Raw genomic sequence first — 17867 nt, 5'->3', positions numbered from 1 at the left:
AAGCTTGAGGTACTTTATTTATTCTGTTTGAAGAGGGGGAACGAGGATGGGAGAACTTACATCACAACAAAAAGAACGTTTTACGGTTCTTCTCCAACAGATTGGTTTAACAGAAGACGCAGTGATGAACCATTTTGAAAATGCTGGAATTGAAAAGTTGACAATAGATAAAGAGAATAAAGCATGGCATTTTTATTTTTCATTAGGAAAAATCCTTCCGCCAGATGTGTTCCAATTATTTTCTACCCAACTACGTAGCAAGTTTTCACATATTGCGCTAGTGAGTTTTTCGCTTCAAGTTCAGTCCGCACAGGTAACCGAAGAAATAGTACAAGCGTATTGGTCTCTTTGCCTACAGGAGTTAGATGGTATTTCACCTCCAATATTGTCCTTGCTACACAATCAAATACCTTCGGTACAAGGAGTAAAGCTTCAACTCAAAACGAGAAATGAAACTGAATCCATCACTATTAAGAAGAAATATGGACAAATGCTAACAAACGTTTATCAGGCATTTGGATTCCCAATGTTTCAAATTGATACTGTTGTTGAAGCTTCAAATGATGAATATCAGAAGTTTTTAGAGCAAAAACAACAGGAAGATCAGGAAAAAGCATTATTAGCCGTTGCAGACATGCAGAAGAAGGATAAGGAAAAAGACCAAGGAAATGTTGCTAGTGGTCCTATTACAATTGGGTATACGATTAAAGATGATGAAGACTTTAAAGAGATATGCTCTATTCAGGATGAAGAACGTAGAATTGCTATCCAAGGGTATGTTTTCTTTTCAGAAACAAAAGAACTTCGAAGCGGTAGAACTCTTTTAACGTTCAAGATTACAGATTACACAGATTCAATCTTAGTAAAAGTATTTTCACGTGATAAAGAGGACGTTCATCTTTTACAAGCTATTAAAAAAGGAATGTGGCTTCGAGTTAGAGGAAGTATTCAAAATGATACATTTGTTCGAGACCTTGTTATGATGGCAAATGATATTAATGAAATCCAGCCTAAGAATGAGCGAAGAGATACTGCTCCTGAAGGCGAGAAACGTGTGGAACTGCATTTGCACTCACCGATGAGTCAAATGGATGCTGTCACCTCTGTTAGTAAATACGTAGAACAAGCTAAAAAGTGGGGGCATTCTGCGATTGCCCTAACTGATCATGCTGTTGCGCAATCTTTTCCGGAAGCATATTCAGCAGGGAAAAAGAATGGGGTAAAAATACTCTTCGGTCTGGAAGCAAACCTTGTAGATGATGGAGTTCCAATAGCCTACAATGAACAAAACCGAAACTTAAGTGAAGATACGTATGTTGTTTTTGACGTAGAAACTACTGGTTTATCAGCTGTATATAATACAATTATTGAGTTAGCTGCAGTGAAAGTGCGAAATGGCGAGATTGTGGATAGATTCGAAGCCTTTGCTAATCCACATCATCCACTTAGCGCTACTACTATTGAATTAACTGGAATAACGGATGATATGGTTAATACTGCTCCTGAAATTGAAGAAGTACTTTCCGATTTTAAAACTTGGGCAGAAGACGCCATATTTGTCGCGCATAATGCAAGTTTCGATATGGGTTTCTTAAATGTGGGTTATAAAAAAGCTGGATTTGAGCAAGCAACAAATCCAGTAATTGATACATTGGAATTAGCAAGATTCTTATATCCCGAACTAAAGAACCACCGCTTAAATACATTGTGTAAAAAGTTCGATATAGAATTAACGCAACACCATCGTGCAATTTATGACGCTGAAGCAACTGGTTATCTAGCTCTAAAGCTACTAAAGGATGCTGCTGAAAAAGGAATTGAATTTCATAACCAGTTAAATAACTATATGGGTCAAGGCGATGCGTTTAAACGGTCAAGACCATATCATGTAACATTGTTAGCTCAAGATGAAACAGGTTTAAAGAACCTTTTTAAACTGATTTCAATATCACATCTACACTATTTCTATCGTGTTCCACGTATACCTCGTTCACAGCTTATTAAGCACAGAGAAGGTATCTTAGTTGGTTCTGCCTGTGATAAGGGTGAAGTATTTGAAGGGATGATGCAAAAGTCTCCTGAGGAAGTAGAAAGTATTGCACATTTCTATGATTATCTTGAGATTCAACCTCCTTCAAACTATAGACACCTGCTTGAGCTAGAATTAGTGCAGAATGAACGAGAGCTGAAAGATATTATCAAGAATATTGTGGCACTTGGTGAAAAACTAAGCATCCCAGTAGTGGCTACTGGTAATGTGCATTATCTTAATCCAGAGGACCATATATATCGCAAAATATTAGTTAAGTCTCAAGGAGGAGCGAATCCTTTAAATCGACATACTCTTCCTGAGGTACATTTTAGGACAACCAATGAAATGTTAGATTGCTTCTCTTTCTTAGATAAAGAGAAAGCAAAAGAAGTGGTTGTCCATAATACACATAAAATTGCGGATATGATTGGGGATGTTAAACCAATCAAAGACGATTTGTATACGCCAAAAATTGACGGCGCAGAAGATGAAATGAGAGATATGAGTTATAAAATGGCGCGAAGTATATATGGAGAAAACCTGCCAGAGATTGTAGAAGCTAGGCTAGAAAAAGAGCTGAAAAGTATCATCGGCCATGGTTTTGCTGTTATTTACTTGATCTCTCATAAGCTTGTGAAAAAATCACTGGATGATGGTTATCTAGTAGGTTCACGGGGATCTGTAGGTTCCTCATTAGTAGCTACTATGACAGAAATTACGGAAGTGAATCCATTACCACCTCATTATGTATGTCCAGATTGTAAGAATTCAGAGTTCTTCAATGATGGTTCTGTAGGTTCTGGTTTTGATCTTCCTGACAAGGATTGTCCTGTATGTGGTGCAAAATATAAAAAAGACGGCCATGATATACCGTTTGAAACCTTCCTTGGTTTTAAAGGAGATAAGGTACCTGATATTGACTTAAACTTCTCAGGGGAATATCAACCACGTGCTCATAATTACACGAAGGTACTTTTCGGAGAAGACTACGTGTATCGTGCAGGAACAATTGGTACAGTAGCTGAGAAGACAGCTTATGGGTATGTAAAGGGTTATGCAAATGATAATAACCTTATATTTAGAGGTGCTGAAACGGATCGGTTAGTTGCTGGTTGTACAGGGGTAAAGAGAACTACTGGTCAGCATCCAGGGGGAATCATCGTAGTGCCTGATTATATGGATATTTTTGATTTTACGCCTATCCAGTACCCTGCTGACGATTCAAACTCAGAATGGAAAACAACGCATTTTGATTTCCATTCCATTCACGATAACTTACTAAAGCTCGATATCCTCGGACATGACGACCCAACCGTTATCCGTATGCTTCAAGACTTAAGTGGAATTGACCCTAAGACAATACCTACGGATGACCCAGAGGTAATGAAAATATTTAGTGGGACCGAATCACTCGGAGTTACACAAGAGCAAATTATGTGTAAAACTGGAACGTTAGGTATTCCAGAATTCGGTACAAAATTCGTAAGACAAATGCTTGAAGATACAAAGCCAACTACATTTTCTGAATTAGTACAGATTTCGGGATTATCACATGGAACAGACGTGTGGTTAGGCAATGCCCAAGAGCTAATCCATAATAATATTTGTACATTAAGTGAGGTTATCGGTTGTCGTGACGATATAATGGTCTACTTAATATATAAAGGCTTAGATCCATCTTTAGCGTTTAAAATTATGGAATCCGTTCGTAAGGGTAAAGGTCTAACTGATGAATTTATTGAAGAAATGAAAAAAAATGATGTACCTAATTGGTATATCGATTCTTGTTTAAAAATAAAATATATGTTCCCGAAAGCCCATGCTGCTGCATACGTACTAATGGCTGTCAGGATTGCGTATTTTAAGGTTCACTTACCATTACTTTATTATGCTGCCTATTTCACAGTACGTGCTGATGATTTCGATATTGATGCAATGGTTCGTGGCTCATCAACAATTAAAGCTCGTATGGAAGAAATTAATGCAAAAGGTTTGGATGCTTCACCAAAGGAGAAAAACCTTTTAACAGTTCTTGAATTAGCTTTAGAAATGTCTAAAAGAGGATTTTCCTTCCAAAAGGTAGACTTATATCGTTCAAGCGCTACTGAATTCATAATAGATGGGGATTCATTAATTCCACCATTTAATTCAATTCCAGGTTTAGGTACCAATGCTGCCCTAAACATTGTGAATGCGCGCGAACAAGGTGAATTTTTATCAAAAGAAGATCTGCAGCGAAGAGGTAAGGTTTCAAAAACAATCTTGGAGTATTTAGATAACCATGGTTGTTTAACTTCCTTACCAGAACAAAATCAGTTATCTTTGTTTTAATTTTTCGGTTGGACGTATCTGCTTAATTTTTGCTGTTCATTTAGATGTGCTTTACCGACATGTCATTTCATAAGTTGCATAAAAATAGCGATTATGTTATAGTTTTTATGGAAATGCTATGTATATTAATGGTAAAAGAGTGGGGCTTCCTCACTCTTTATTATTTGGCTGAGGCTAAACATGGTATAAGCTTAGATTTAGATGGAACGTTTTCTATATTTTCCAACTGCCTCCCTGCTAATATAGCAGGGTGTTTTTACACCACTTAGGAAATAATAAAGCGTAAGACAATTCCTTATGAAGTAAGGAGGAAGAACATGAGTAAGAAGGTAACACAAACTGTTGAAGAATTGGTGATACCTATACTATCAGATTTGCAAATGGAGCTAGTGGATGTTGAATATGTAAAAGAAGGTAAAGACTGGTTTCTTCGCGTATTTATTGACTCCGACAAAGGTGTTGATATCGAAGACTGTGGGACAGTTAGTGAAAAGTTAAGCGAAAAGCTTGATGAAATTGACCCTATTCCTTATAACTATTTTCTTGAGGTATCATCTCCAGGTGCAGAGCGTCCATTAAAAAAAGAAAGTGATTTCCATAAGGCAATTGGAAAGCAGGTATATGTTAAAACTTACGAACCAATTGAAGGGACAAAGATATTCGAAGGAGAACTTTCTTCTTTTGATGGAAACACTGTAATCATTACTGTTACGGTAAAAACACGGAAAAAGACAATTGAAATTCCGTACGAAAAAGTTGCAAGTGCAAGACTAGCTGTTACATTCCATTAAAAAAGCTTTTTGAATGATAAGGGGGATTAGAAATCAAATGAGTAGTGAACTATTGGATGCCTTAACATTGCTCGAGAAAGAAAAAGGCATTAGTAAAGATGTCATAATAGAGGCAATAGAAGCAGCACTGATTTCTGCATATAAACGTAACTTCAATCAAGCTCAAAACGTTAGGGTTGATTTAAACTTAGCAAATGGTTCTATGCGTGTTTTTGCCAGAAAAGATGTGGTGGACGAAGTTTTTGATCCACGCTTAGAAATTTCAGTAGATGAAGCAAGAACCCTCAACCCAAATTATCAGGTTGATGATGTAGTCGAAATAGAAGTTACACCAAAGGATTTTGGTCGTATCGCTGCCCAGACAGCTAAGCAGGTTGTTACTCAACGTGTTCGTGAAGCGGAAAGAGGCGTTATATACTCTGAGTTTATTGACCGTGAAGAGGATATCATGACAGGAATCGTTCAAAGACTAGATTCTAAATTTATTTATGTTGGTTTAGGTAAAATTGAAGCGTTACTTCCTGTTAATGAGCAAATGCCAAATGAACGGTATAAGCCTCATGACCGTATTAAGGTTTACATAACAAAAGTTGAAAGAACAACCAAGGGACCTCAAATTTTTGTTTCGAGAACACATCCAGGGCTATTAAAACGTCTTTTTGAAATAGAGGTACCTGAGATCTATGATGGAACTGTTGAAATTAAATCAGTTGCACGTGAAGCTGGCGATCGTTCAAAAATTTCCGTTCATTCAGAAAACCCAGAGGTTGACCCTGTAGGTTCTTGTGTAGGGCCAAAAGGACAACGCGTCCAAGCCATCGTTAATGAATTGAAGGGTGAAAAAATTGACATTGTAAAATGGTCAGATGATCCTGTTATTTTTGTTGCAAATGCCTTAAGTCCATCTAAGGTGTTGGATGTAATTGTAAATGAAGAGGATAAGGCAACCACTGTAGTAGTTCCAGATTACCAATTATCTCTTGCAATTGGTAAACGGGGACAGAATGCTCGCTTAGCAGCTAAGCTTACTGGTTGGAAAATTGATATTAAAAGTCAAACAGAAGCAGAGCAAGTAGGTATTTATCCTAGAGATGGATTTGCATTATTTGATGATCAGCAAGATGAACAAGAGGATGAAGCATTCGATTTACATTCTGAAGAAATCGAGTGAGGTGATAGCAAATGGTAGGTAATAAAAAAATACCATTACGTAAGTGTATAGCTAGTGGTGAAATGAAGTCGAAGAAAGAACTTGTTAGAATTGTTCGTTCTAAGGAGGGTGAGGTTTCAATAGACCTTACTGGTAAAAAATCTGGACGGGGTGCATATCTAAGCAGGGATAAGGATTGCATTTTACTAGCAAAGAAGAAGAACATTCTTGCAAATCAACTGAAGTGTGCAATAGATGATACAATATACGATGAACTACTTCAATTGGTAGATAAGGAGAAACATTCGTAAAATGAATAAAAACGGATGGATATCGTTATTAGGTCTTGCCAATCGAGCAAGAAAGGTTATTTCAGGTGAAGAACTCGTAGTTAAGGAAATCCGAAATGGAACTGCGAAGTTAGTATTAATATCTGAAGATGCATCAGCAAACACTCTAAAAAAAATTACTGATAAAAGCACGTATTATAAAGTTCAACTGCGTTCTGTCAGCGATAGATTTACATTAGGGCATGCAATTGGAAAAGATGCCAGAGTAGTTGTCGCAATAACAGATAGTGGGTTTGCAAAAAAAATCAGTCACTTGCTCGATTAACTTATTTGGGGGTGAACATATGAGTAGAATGCGTGTATACGAATATGCGAAAAAACAAAATATCTCAAGCAAAGAAGTTATTACAAAGCTAAAAGAGATGGACATCGAGGTTAAAAATCATATGGCAACAATTGAGGGAGATATTTTGAAAAAATTAGATCAATCATTTACTAAAAAGGCTGAACCAGTTAAGACAGCTAAAGAACAAAATACTAACAGTAACTCGAAAGCAGTAGCTGTGGATACTGTAGATACAAATGCAGTTGAGAAAAAAGAGGTTAAGAAAAAGCCGGTTCCTCCTAAAAACCGTGACGGAAAGAAAACGGAAAATCCAGGACAGAAGAAGGCGGCATTCCAACCAAGAGACAGAAAGAATAACAAGAACAAACAAAAAGGGAATAACCGACCTAATAACCAGCAGCAACCAGTTCAGCCAAAGCCTGAGAAAAAGCTCCCTGAAAAGATTACCTTTATCGGGTCACTTTCAGTTGGTGAGTTGGCGAAAAAACTTGGTAAGGAACCGTCTGAAATTATTAAAAAGCTGTTTATGCTAGGTGTAATGGCTACAATTAACCAAGAATTAGATAAGGATTCTATTGAACTAATATGTTCTGATTACGGTGTAGAAGTTGAAGAGGAAATCGTATTTGAAGTTACAGAATTTGAACAATATGTTGAAGAAGATAGTGAGAAAGACCTTGTTGAGAGACCATCTATTGTTACAATTATGGGACATGTAGACCATGGTAAAACAACTCTCTTAGATTCTATACGTCATACGAAGGTTACCGCTGGAGAAGCGGGAGGTATTACGCAACATATCGGTGCGTACCAAGTAACAGACAAGGGGAAAAAAATAACCTTCCTAGATACACCAGGACATGCTGCGTTCACGACAATGCGTGCTCGTGGAGCTCAAGTTACGGACATTACAGTACTAGTAGTGGCTGCAGATGATGGTGTTATGCCGCAGACAGTGGAAGCTATCAATCATGCTAAAGCTGCTGAAGTACCAATTATTGTTGCAGTGAATAAGATGGATAAACCAACTGCAAACCCAGACAGAGTTATGCAAGAATTAACTGAGCACGGGCTTATCCCAGAGGCATGGGGCGGAGAAACTATTTTTGTTCCTCTATCAGCTTTAACAGGAGAGGGAATCGATGAATTACTAGAAATGATTCTTCTTGTTGGTGAGGTTGAAGAATACAAGGCAAATCCTAAGAGAAGAGCAACAGGTACTGTTATTGAGGCTCAGCTTGATAAAGGTAGAGGTTCTGTAGCAACGTTACTAGTTCAAAATGGAACGCTTCGTGTAGGTGATCCTATTGTAGTAGGTAATACATTTGGCCGTGTACGTGCTATGGTGAATGATCTTGGTCGCAGAGTAAAAGAAGCTGGTCCATCAACTCCAGTTGAAATTACAGGTTTAAATGATGTTCCACTAGCTGGAGACCAATTCGTTGTTTTTGAGGACGAGAAGAAAGCACGACAAGTCGGTGAAGCAAGAGCTCAAAAACAATTAGTTGAGCAACGTGGGGATAAAGCTAAGGTTAGCCTTGAAGATTTATTTGAACAAATTAAACAAGGTGAAATGAAAGAAATCAATTTAATAGTAAAAGCTGATGTTCAAGGGTCGGTTGAGGCACTTGCAGCTTCATTACAAAAAATTGATGTTGAAGGCGTTAAGGTTAAAATCATCCACACTGGTGTAGGGGCTATTACAGAATCTGATATAACACTAGCATCAGCATCAAATGCAATCGTTATTGGTTTTAACGTTCGCCCGGATGTTAATGCGAAGCGTGTAGCAGAAGCTGAGGATATTGATATTCGACTACACAGAATTATTTATAAAGTTATTGAAGAAATTGAAAGTGCAATGAAGGGTATGCTTGATCCTGAGTTTGAAGAAAAAGTTATTGGGCAAGCAGAAGTTCGTACAACCTTCAAAGTATCTAAAATTGGAACGATTGCTGGTTCTTATGTAACTGATGGTAAAATTACTCGCGATAGTGGAGTAAGACTTATTCGTGATGGTGTTGTAATCTTTGAAGGTGAGATTGATACACTTAAGCGTTTCAAGGATGATGTGAAGGAAGTTGCACAAAACTATGAATGTGGTATAACAATTGCTAAATTTAACGATATTAAAGAAGGAGATATCATTGAAGCTTTCGTAATGCAAGAAGTTGATCGTAAGTGATCGGCTACGTAGAATGCGAATGCATCATATATGATTCCAATTCTTTAAAAGCGAAACGAGCAGTTTTACAAAGTGTAATAACTCGACTTAAGCAAAAGTTTAACATTTCTGTTGCTGAGGTAGATCATCAGGATACCTGGCAAAGAACTAAACTTGCAATCGCTACAGTATCGTCTAGTCGCAGGCAATCTGAGCTCGAATTACAGAATGCATTAAAGTTCATTGACTCGTTTCCAGAGCTTGATAGAACGGTAACAGAGTTTGAATGGCTGTAAAAAATGTGCAAGTGCCTTGTAAAGAAATAGGTTATACGTCCCGTATGAATTGTCAGTTCTTCTGAAACAGCTAAGGATCAATATTCGTTGGTTTTGTTTTGTGAAGAATTGCCACTAAAGCGGGAGTATAGTTACTCGAGTTTCTAGGCGCTGAATTGGACACGTTGCAAAACGAGGTGAATGATAAATGAGTTTACGACCAAATCGTGTAGGCGAACAGATGAAAAAGGAACTGGGAGACATCATTGGACGAAAAATCAAAGATCCTCGTATAGGATTTGTGACCGTCACTGATGTTCAAGTTACAGGAGACCTACAACAAGCAAAGGTTTTTATATCGGTTCTCGGTGATGAAGAACAAAGGCAAAATACGCTAAAAGGTCTAGCAAAGGCTAAGGGATTTATTCGCTCAGAAATAGGTCAGCGTATAAGACTTCGTAAAACACCAGAAATTCAATTTGAGTTTGACGAATCAATTGACTACGGTAACCGTATTGAAACACTCATTCATGAAATTAATAAACAATCAAGCCAAGATTGAAAGAGAGGATAGACTATTATAGTCTATCCCTTTTTTTCAGTCATGCTGTTATGGAAGTATAGTTTTCTCTTTAGTACGTATATGTTTTGAAGTTTATCTAATAGGAGATGGTTTTAGTGGAAGGTATCTTACTACTTAACAAACCAAAAGGGTTAACATCACACGATTGTGTATTTAAGGTAAGAAAGTTATTGAAAATGAAAAGGGTAGGCCACACTGGAACACTTGATCCCGATGTAACAGGCGTTTTACCGATTTGTCTGGGTAGAGCTACAAAAATTGTAGAATACATTACTGCAACTAATAAAACGTATGTTGGAGAAGTGACACTAGGTTTTTCAACAACTACAGAGGATGCGTCAGGAGAAAAGGTTGAAGAAAAAAAGGTTGATCGGATTATTTCACCTGAAGAAGTCAAAAAGGTATTTGCCTCTTTAACCGGGGAGATTACCCAAACACCACCAATGTTCTCTGCGGTTAAGGTTAATGGAAAAAGACTATATGAATATGCTCGAAAAGGGATTGAAGTTGAACGTCCTTCTAGAAAAATATACATACACGAATTAGAACTAATCAACGAAATAGCACAAAACGATGATACAGTTAGCTTCCGCTTTAAAGTAACTTGTAGTAAAGGTACATACATTCGGACGTTAGCTGTTCAAATTGGTGAACAACTCGGTTTTCCAGCTCACATGTCAGATTTAATGAGGACTTCTTCCGGACAATTTACAATTGAACAATGCCTTTCACTTTCAGAAATAGAAGAAAAGGTATATAACGGTACGATTCAGAATTCGCTTTTTTCAGTTGAAGCAGCTTTATCTCATTTGCCGAAACTTATGATTAATGATAAAGTAGCAGAGAAAGTAAAAAATGGGGCTGTATTGCCGCAACCAGAAGAATTGGATAATTTTCCTATTGGTGAACCAATTGCTATGGTCAATAATAGGGGAGAAATCCTAGCAATATATCAAAGACACCCCGAAAAAAATCAATTAATTAAGCCTATTAAAGTACTTCTGAATAATCAAGTATAACTTCATTCAGACAAGATAAGCTTTCACCGTGGTTATTCCAAATATTGTAACACTAACAACCATAGTGGCTTGAAAAAAATAATAGGTCATCCAAGTTAGAAAAGGTGAAGAAGTAGTGAAGACGATTCGTATCTCACATCCACATACGTTCAATCAAGCTAAATTACCACCAACCGTTTTAGCATTAGGCTACTTTGATGGTGTACACCTAGGTCATCAAAAGGTTGTAAAAACTGCTTTGGCTAAAGCGAAGGAAATGGGAATTACATGCTCTGTTATGACATTTGATCCACATCCTTCTGTTGTTCTTGGAAAAGATGTGGAACTAGTAGAATATATTACTCCTTTATTTGAAAAAGAAGAATTATTTAAGGAAATGAATGTAGATTTCCTATATATTGTGCATTTCACTAAAGAATTTGCGAGTCTCTTTCCACAACAGTTTGTTGATGACTACATTATTGGGCTTAATGTACAACATGTTGTTGCAGGTTTCGATTTCACTTATGGTCGACTTGGAAAAGGAACAATGGAAACACTCCCATTTCACTCAAGAGAAAAGTTTACACAAACAACGGTAGAAAAGTTAGCCAATGATAATGAGAAAATCAGTTCAACATTAATCCGACGCTTAATTGGTGAAGGAAAGGTCTCAGAGGTTACAAAACTTTTAGGGAGATATTATACCATTCAAGGATTTGTAGTTGATGGAGAGAAAAGAGGAAGAACGATTGGATTTCCAACTGCAAATATAAGAACAACTGAGAATTTTATTATTCCTAAAATGGGAGTTTATGCTGTTAGGATAAAGGTAAACTCAAAATGGTATAATGGGGTATGTAATGTTGGTGTAAAACCAACTTTCCATGACAATAAAACAGTGCCTTCAATTGAAGTACATCTTTTTGACTTTAGCGAGGATATTTACAAAGAAAATGTAATCGTTGAATGGCATAAAAGAATCCGTTCTGAACAGAAGTTTCCTTCCATTGATGAATTGATAAAACAAATTGGTAAGGATAAAGTAGAAGCCCAAGAATACTTTGAAAAATTATATGAAGATACTTGCTTTTTATGATAAAAAGATGTATTCTAGTAAAGTATGAATTAGAACCATTGCTTGGCAGATCGAATCACCAACGTCTGCTCGGTAATCGGGGATTATCTATTAGGAGGTGAATAGGATGGCTATCACACAAGAGCGCAAGAATGAAATTATCAGCGAGTACAAAACACACGAAAATGACACTGGTTCGCCAGAGGTTCAAATCGCTGTCCTAACTGAGCAAATTAACAAGTTGAATGATCACTTACGTACACACAAGAAAGATCATCATTCACGTCGTGGTCTATTAAAGATGGTTGGTAAACGTCGTAATTTACTAACTTATCTTCGTAATAAAGACGTAACTCGTTACCGTGAATTAATCAACAAGCTTGGTCTACGTCGATAATCTACAGAAAGCGGGAGAATTCCCGCTTTTTTATTAGGTTAAAAATCGAGGGATATTTTACCTAGATTACTATTATTTATTAGAAAAGTTGCAGTTGAGTAACGCAACTTTGGCGAGGACCAGATATTTTCTTTATAAGAATTATGAAAACAGGGCCCTAAAATGAAAAGTATGAAGGATCTGAAAGATCTAATGTTTTCATTCCTTTAAACAATATTCACTTTACATATTTCGCTAGGATTGATATGTTCTAATAAAATAGTCAATACTACTAATACATATATTACTATACAATCAAACATACTTAAATGTAGATATAGAGAGGGGTACTATTATTATGGATCAAGGAAAGCGTGTCTTCTCCATGGAATGGGCTGGCCGTCAACTTACCGTTGAAATTGGACAATTAGCCAAGCAAGCAAATGGTGCTGTATTAATACGATATGGAGAAACAGCAGTTTTAAGTACAGCTACAGCATCAAAGGAACCAAAGCCATTAGACTTTTTTCCGTTAACAGTAAACTATGAAGAAAGATTATATGCTGTTGGGAAAATACCAGGTGGTTTTATAAAACGTGAAGGAAGACCAAGCGAAAAAGCAATACTTGCAAGTCGTTTGATCGACAGACCAATCCGTCCGTTATTTGCTGATGGATTTAGAAATGAAGTACAAGTTATCAGTATAGTTATGAGTGTTGACCAAGATTGTTCTTCTGAAATGGCAGCCATGTTTGGTTCATCACTGGCACTTTCAGTTTCAGATATTCCATTTGAGGGTCCAATTGCAGGTGTTACTGTCGGAAGAGTAGATAATCAATTTATTATTAATCCTTCTGTTCAGCAAATGGAGAAAAGTGATATTCACTTAGTCGTTGCTGGTACGAAAGATGCTATTAATATGGTTGAGGCTGGTGCTGAAGAAGTACCAGAAGAAACTATGCTGGAAGCAATTATGTTTGGGCATGAAGAAATTAAACGCTTAATTGCATTCCAGGAAGAAATTGTGGCCGAAGTCGGTAAAGAAAAACTGGAAATTGTACTTTATGAGTTAGATGCCGATATCGAAAAAAATATCCGCAGTAAAGCTGAAAGTGATATTAATAAGGCTGTACAAGTAGCTGAGAAGCATGCGAGAGAAGAAGCTATTAATGAAGTGAAAGCAGCTATTATTGCTGAATATACAGAGCAAGAAGCAGATGACGCTACTCTTAAACAGGTTAAAGAAATTTTAAGTAAGCTTGTAAAAGAGGAAGTTAGAAGATTAATAACTGTTGAAAAAGTTCGCCCAGATGGTAGAAGCATTGATGAAATACGACCACTTTCATCAGAGGTTGGTATTTTACCTAGAACACATGGTTCTGGCTTGTTTACACGTGGACAAACTCAGGCATTAAGCATTTGTACTCTCGGAGCTTTAGGTGATGTACAAATCTTAGACGGTTTAGGAATTGAGGAATCAAAACGTTTTATGCACCACTATAATTTCCCACAATTTAGTGTCGGTGAAACTGGACCTATGAGAGGGCCAGGTCGTCGTGAAATTGGACATGGTGCTCTTGGTGAAAGAGCTTTAGAACCAATTATTCCATCTGAAAAGGACTTTCCTTATACAATCCGTTTAGTCTCTGAAGTATTAGAATCAAATGGTTCTACATCACAGGCAAGTATTTGTGCAAGCACACTAGCAATGATGGATGCAGGTGTACCTATTAAAGCTCCTGTTGCAGGTATTGCTATGGGACTGGTTAAATCAGGTGAGCATTATACAGTATTAACTGATATTCAAGGAATGGAAGACCATTTAGGAGACATGGACTTTAAGGTTGCAGGTACTTCTAAAGGTGTAACAGCTTTACAAATGGATATTAAGATTGAAGGACTTTCTCGTGAAATCCTTGAAGAAGCATTACAACAAGCTAAAAAGGGTAGAATGCAAATCCTTGAATCAATGTTAAGCACTCTTACAACTCCGAGAGAAGAGCTGTCTAAATACGCTCCGAAGATATTAACAATGAAAATTAATCCTGATAAAATCCGGGATGTTATTGGACCTAGTGGGAAACAAATCAATAAGATTATTGACGAAACAGGTGTGAAAATCGATATTGAACAGGATGGAACTGTCTTTATCTCTTCAATTGACCAGCAAATGAACGAAAAAGCTAAAAAAATCATTGAAGATATCGTTCGTGAAGTTGAAGTTGGTCAAATGTACCTTGGTAAAGTTAAGCGTATTGAAAAATTTGGTGCGTTTGTTGAAATATTTAGTGGTAAAGATGGACTCGTACACATTTCTGAACTTGCTGAGGAACGAGTTGGCAAAGTTGAGGACGTTGTTTCAATCGGTGACGAACTTTTAGTTAAAGTTACTGAAATTGATAAACAAGGTCGAGTTAATCTATCCAGAAAAGCTGTATTACGTGAAGAAAAAGAAAAGCAGCAACAACAGCAATAAAGAACACTTCAATAATAAAACAGAAAAGCCTGGAATAGTACCAGGCTTTTTGGTGATTAAAATGCTTTTTGTTTTGTTTAAGCCTCCTCGTCAGCGTTCCGAAGCACAGGACATGAAAGTGTCTACGAAGACATAAGGACGTGGCGGCTATTTAGTCGATGTTCCTTTTTCCAAGACGCTTGCGCTTTTCTTATATAAACAACTTGATTTCAGTGTTCTACCTTGTCCTCTCTTTACATATTTTCTAGTAAAGAGGGGGATAAGTATGAAAAAACAATACATACAATTTATTGCTTTTATATGCATTCTTTTATTGTCTTTTGGATCATTACATAATCCATTTACCAACGACTATGTAGAGGAACTTAAGAGCAACTCTGATAGTATCACAGTTGCCGGTAAGAGTAACCAACTATATTCGGAAATTGAAAAACGAGCGATTGAATATAATATTCCTGCTGAGGATGCTAAGATTGATCCAGTATGGAAAGCTACTCCTGGAATAAATGGGTTAGAGGTGGATGTTAAGGCTTCATATAAAAAGATGGAAAAAGACGGAGTATTTGACGAGAAGAAGTTAGTGTATAAAGAGCTTCCTCCTAAAGTACATCTGAACGATTTACCGGCTGAAGCTATTTATCGAGGAAATCCAAATAAGCAAATGGTAACTTTCTTAATAAATGTTGCATGGGGTAACGAATATATTCCAGATATGCTTGAAACCCTAAAAAAGCATAAAATTCGTGCAACCTTTTTCCTTGAAGGAAGATGGGCTAAAGAAAATCCTGATTTAGCTAAGATGATTGTAGATGCAGGTCATGAAGTGGGGAATCACTCGTATACCCATCCGAATTTAAAAACATTGTCTTCAGAATTAGTTCGTGAGCAACTTATTAAAACAAATGATGTCATTGGGGCAGCAACAGGTAAAAAAGTAAACCTTTTTGCTCCGCCAAGTGGAAATTATCGCGATGAAGTTGTTAAGATAGCAGATGAGCTTGGTATGAAGACAATTATGTGGAGTGTGGATACAATTGATTGGCAACGTCCGGAACCACACGTACTGGTTCAGAGAGTAATGGGAAAGGTGCATCCAGGTGCTATGATTCTTATGCATCCAACTTCATCTACTGCTCAAAGTTTGGAAAGATTAATACTATCTATTAAACAAAAAGGTTACTCAATTGATAATGTATCTACATTATTAAGTGAAGAACGTATCATACTAAATAAAAAGTGAGCTTAGAAAGCATTGTCTTTAGAACAGGAGGATTACCACTTGATCAAAAAATATACATGTCAAAATGGTGTAAGAATTGTATTAGAAAATATACCAACTGTTCGTTCAGTTGCAATCGGAATCTGGATTGGAACAGGTTCTAGAAATGAAAACCCTAGCAATAATGGGATTTCACATTTCTTAGAGCATATGTTTTTCAAGGGGACTAAAACAAGAACAGCTAGGGAGATTGCAGAGTCTTTCGATAGTATTGGGGGACAGGTTAATGCTTTTACTTCAAAAGAGTATACCTGCTATTATGCAAAAGTACTCGATGAGCATGCTAGTTTTGCACTAGATGTTTTATCTGATATGTTTTTTAACTCTACCTTCGATGAGGTGGAATTAAAAAAAGAAAAGAATGTGGTCTTTGAAGAAATTAAAATGTATGAAGACACTCCAGATGACATCGTTCATGATTTATTAAGTAAGGCAAGCTACGAAAATCATCCATTAGGGTATCCTATACTAGGTACAGAAGAGACGTTACAAACATTTAATGGTGACATGTTAAGGCAGTATATGAATGATACCTATACACCGGATAATGTTGTGGTTTCCATAGCAGGGAACATTGATGAAGCCTTTATTTCCGAGGTCGAATCATTCTTTGGGACATATACGACTAATGAATCAAAGCGTGAATTCAATAAGCCTACTTTTCATACAAACAAAATAACGCGTAAAAAGGATACAGAACAAGCTCATTTATGCTTAGGTTTTAATGGATTACAAATAGGTGATAAAGATATTTATAACTTAATCGTCCTAAATAATATTCTTGGTGGAAGTATGAGTAGTCGTTTATTTCAAGAAGTCCGTGAGCAAAGAGGCTTAGCATATTCGGTGTTCTCTTACCACTCCTCTTATCAAGATAATGGTATGCTAACTATCTATGGTGGGACTGGTAGTAATCAGTTAGACTTATTATTTGAAACGATTCAGGATACACTTCAAAAATTGAAACAAACAGGCATTACAGAGAAAGAACTAAAAAACAGTAAAGAACAAATGAAGGGTAGCCTCATGCTAAGCTTAGAAAGTACGAATAGTAGAATGAGTCGTAATGGTAAAAATGAATTATTACTAAAGAGACATAAATCATTAGATGAGATTGTTCAAGATATTAATTCTGTAAGTGAAAATAGTGTAAATGAACTTTCTACTCGTATTTTTACTGATGAATATTCAGTCGCATTAATTAGTCCAAGTGATCAATTACCTGAAAAACTAACAAATTGATTTAACTTCTAAAAATAGGACTACTCCATACAATGTAATAAGGGATAAATAAGGAGTGGTCTATTGTGAGATTAAGCGAACTAAGTGGAAAAGAAATCGTCGATGTAAAAAGAGCTGAAAGACTAGGGGTATTAGGTCAAACTGACCTGGAAATAGATGAGAAAACAGGTCAAATTAAGGCGCTAATCATTCCTTCACTGAAATGGTTCGGTTTAAGAAAACAAGGCAATGAAGTAAGAGTGTCTTGGCATCATATCCGAAAGATTGGTACAGACATGATTATCATTGACATTCCTGATGAATATGCCGCAGAACAAAATGAATAACGTTCGAATAACCTATCATATGATAGGTTATTTTTTTGGTTCTATAATATTTGGGTTCTATAATATTTGTTGGGGTTCCTACACAATTAAAGGCATAAAAAATGCACGACATCAGCCAGTCTTTTATACT

15 protein-coding genes are annotated in these 17867 nt (G+C 36.6%); all 15 read left to right on the top strand.

The window, feature by feature from the left end; translation table 11 throughout:
* Positions 1-46: 46 nt before the first annotated feature.
* Positions 47-4363 carry a PolC-type DNA polymerase III gene (locus AB3M96_RS20385; protein ID WP_412969447.1) on the top strand — a complete coding sequence of 1439 codons (4317 nt, stop codon included), beginning with the start codon at positions 47-49 and terminating at the stop codon, positions 4361-4363.
* Positions 4364-4680: 317 nt separating this feature from the next.
* The gene (rimP, locus tag AB3M96_RS20380) at positions 4681-5154 is read left to right on the top strand and encodes a ribosome maturation factor RimP (RefSeq protein WP_412969446.1); all 474 of its coding nucleotides are present in this window, start codon (positions 4681-4683) and stop codon (positions 5152-5154) included.
* A 37-nt stretch (positions 5155-5191) separates the two neighbouring features.
* Positions 5192-6325, top strand: coding sequence for a transcription termination factor NusA (gene nusA, locus AB3M96_RS20375; RefSeq protein WP_412969445.1), 1134 nt, complete (start codon positions 5192-5194; stop codon positions 6323-6325).
* A gap of 11 nt (positions 6326-6336) precedes the next feature.
* Positions 6337-6615, top strand: coding sequence for an RNase P modulator RnpM (rnpM, locus tag AB3M96_RS20370; RefSeq protein WP_412969444.1), 279 nt, complete (start codon positions 6337-6339; stop codon positions 6613-6615).
* A gap of 1 nt (position 6616) precedes the next feature.
* Positions 6617-6919 (top strand): YlxQ family RNA-binding protein, encoded by a 303-nt coding sequence (locus AB3M96_RS20365; RefSeq protein WP_412969443.1) that lies wholly within the window; start codon positions 6617-6619, stop codon positions 6917-6919.
* Positions 6920-6938: 19 nt separating this feature from the next.
* Entirely contained in the window at positions 6939-9125 is a 2187-nt protein-coding gene (gene infB, locus AB3M96_RS20360) for a translation initiation factor IF-2 (protein WP_412969442.1), read from the top strand.
* Complete coding sequence (locus AB3M96_RS20355; RefSeq protein WP_412969441.1) at positions 9122-9400, top strand: DUF503 domain-containing protein; 279 nt, start codon at positions 9122-9124, stop codon at positions 9398-9400. Before infB ends, AB3M96_RS20355 begins: the two co-directional genes overlap by 4 nt.
* A gap of 187 nt (positions 9401-9587) precedes the next feature.
* On the top strand, positions 9588-9941 hold the full coding sequence (rbfA, locus tag AB3M96_RS20350) for a 30S ribosome-binding factor RbfA (protein WP_412969440.1): 354 nt from the start codon (positions 9588-9590) through the stop codon (positions 9939-9941).
* A 116-nt stretch (positions 9942-10057) separates the two neighbouring features.
* Positions 10058-10981 (top strand): tRNA pseudouridine(55) synthase TruB, encoded by a 924-nt coding sequence (gene truB, locus AB3M96_RS20345; RefSeq protein ID WP_412969439.1) that lies wholly within the window; start codon positions 10058-10060, stop codon positions 10979-10981.
* A 115-nt stretch (positions 10982-11096) separates the two neighbouring features.
* Positions 11097-12059 (top strand): bifunctional riboflavin kinase/FAD synthetase, encoded by a 963-nt coding sequence (gene ribF / locus AB3M96_RS20340; protein ID WP_412969438.1) that lies wholly within the window; start codon positions 11097-11099, stop codon positions 12057-12059.
* Between the two features lie 106 nt (positions 12060-12165).
* Positions 12166-12435: a 30S ribosomal protein S15 gene (rpsO, locus tag AB3M96_RS20335; RefSeq protein WP_010282323.1), complete on the top strand. Its 270-nt coding sequence runs from the start codon at positions 12166-12168 to the stop codon at positions 12433-12435.
* A gap of 337 nt (positions 12436-12772) precedes the next feature.
* The gene (gene pnp / locus AB3M96_RS20330; protein ID WP_412969437.1) at positions 12773-14890 is read left to right on the top strand and encodes a polyribonucleotide nucleotidyltransferase; all 2118 of its coding nucleotides are present in this window, start codon (positions 12773-12775) and stop codon (positions 14888-14890) included.
* 265 nt (positions 14891-15155) lie between these two features.
* Positions 15156-16130: a polysaccharide deacetylase family protein gene (locus AB3M96_RS20325; RefSeq protein WP_412969436.1), complete on the top strand. Its 975-nt coding sequence runs from the start codon at positions 15156-15158 to the stop codon at positions 16128-16130.
* Between the two features lie 39 nt (positions 16131-16169).
* On the top strand, positions 16170-17411 hold the full coding sequence (locus tag AB3M96_RS20320; protein WP_412969435.1) for a M16 family metallopeptidase: 1242 nt from the start codon (positions 16170-16172) through the stop codon (positions 17409-17411).
* A 65-nt stretch (positions 17412-17476) separates the two neighbouring features.
* A complete protein-coding gene (locus AB3M96_RS20315; protein ID WP_412969434.1) occupies positions 17477-17737 on the top strand; it encodes a YlmC/YmxH family sporulation protein in 261 nt (86 codons plus the stop codon).
* Positions 17738-17867: the final 130 nt, after the last annotated feature.

Source organism: Ferdinandcohnia jepli, from assembly GCF_047246645.1.
Taxonomy (GTDB): Bacteria; Bacillota; Bacilli; order Bacillales; family Bacillaceae_L; genus Ferdinandcohnia.
This window is presented reverse-complemented; position numbering and strand designations above follow the sequence as displayed.

What these genes read in the sequence shown, in the direction of transcription:
- pnp (WP_412969437.1), top strand. Translation starts at nt 12,773, where the DNA reads ATGGATCAAGGAAAGCGTGTCTTCTCCATGGAATGGGCTGGCCGTCAA.
- rpsO (WP_010282323.1), top strand. Translation starts at nt 12,166, where the DNA reads ATGGCTATCACACAAGAGCGCAAGAATGAAATTATCAGCGAGTACAAA.
- rimP (WP_412969446.1), top strand. Translation starts at nt 4,681, where the DNA reads ATGAGTAAGAAGGTAACACAAACTGTTGAAGAATTGGTGATACCTATA.
- rnpM (WP_412969444.1), top strand. Translation starts at nt 6,337, where the DNA reads ATGGTAGGTAATAAAAAAATACCATTACGTAAGTGTATAGCTAGTGGT.
- infB (WP_412969442.1), top strand. Translation starts at nt 6,939, where the DNA reads ATGAGTAGAATGCGTGTATACGAATATGCGAAAAAACAAAATATCTCA.
- rbfA (WP_412969440.1), top strand. Translation starts at nt 9,588, where the DNA reads ATGAGTTTACGACCAAATCGTGTAGGCGAACAGATGAAAAAGGAACTG.
- nusA (WP_412969445.1), top strand. Translation starts at nt 5,192, where the DNA reads ATGAGTAGTGAACTATTGGATGCCTTAACATTGCTCGAGAAAGAAAAA.
- AB3M96_RS20365 (WP_412969443.1), top strand. Translation starts at nt 6,617, where the DNA reads ATGAATAAAAACGGATGGATATCGTTATTAGGTCTTGCCAATCGAGCA.
- AB3M96_RS20385 (WP_412969447.1), top strand. Translation starts at nt 47, where the DNA reads ATGGGAGAACTTACATCACAACAAAAAGAACGTTTTACGGTTCTTCTC.
- AB3M96_RS20325 (WP_412969436.1), top strand. Translation starts at nt 15,156, where the DNA reads ATGAAAAAACAATACATACAATTTATTGCTTTTATATGCATTCTTTTA.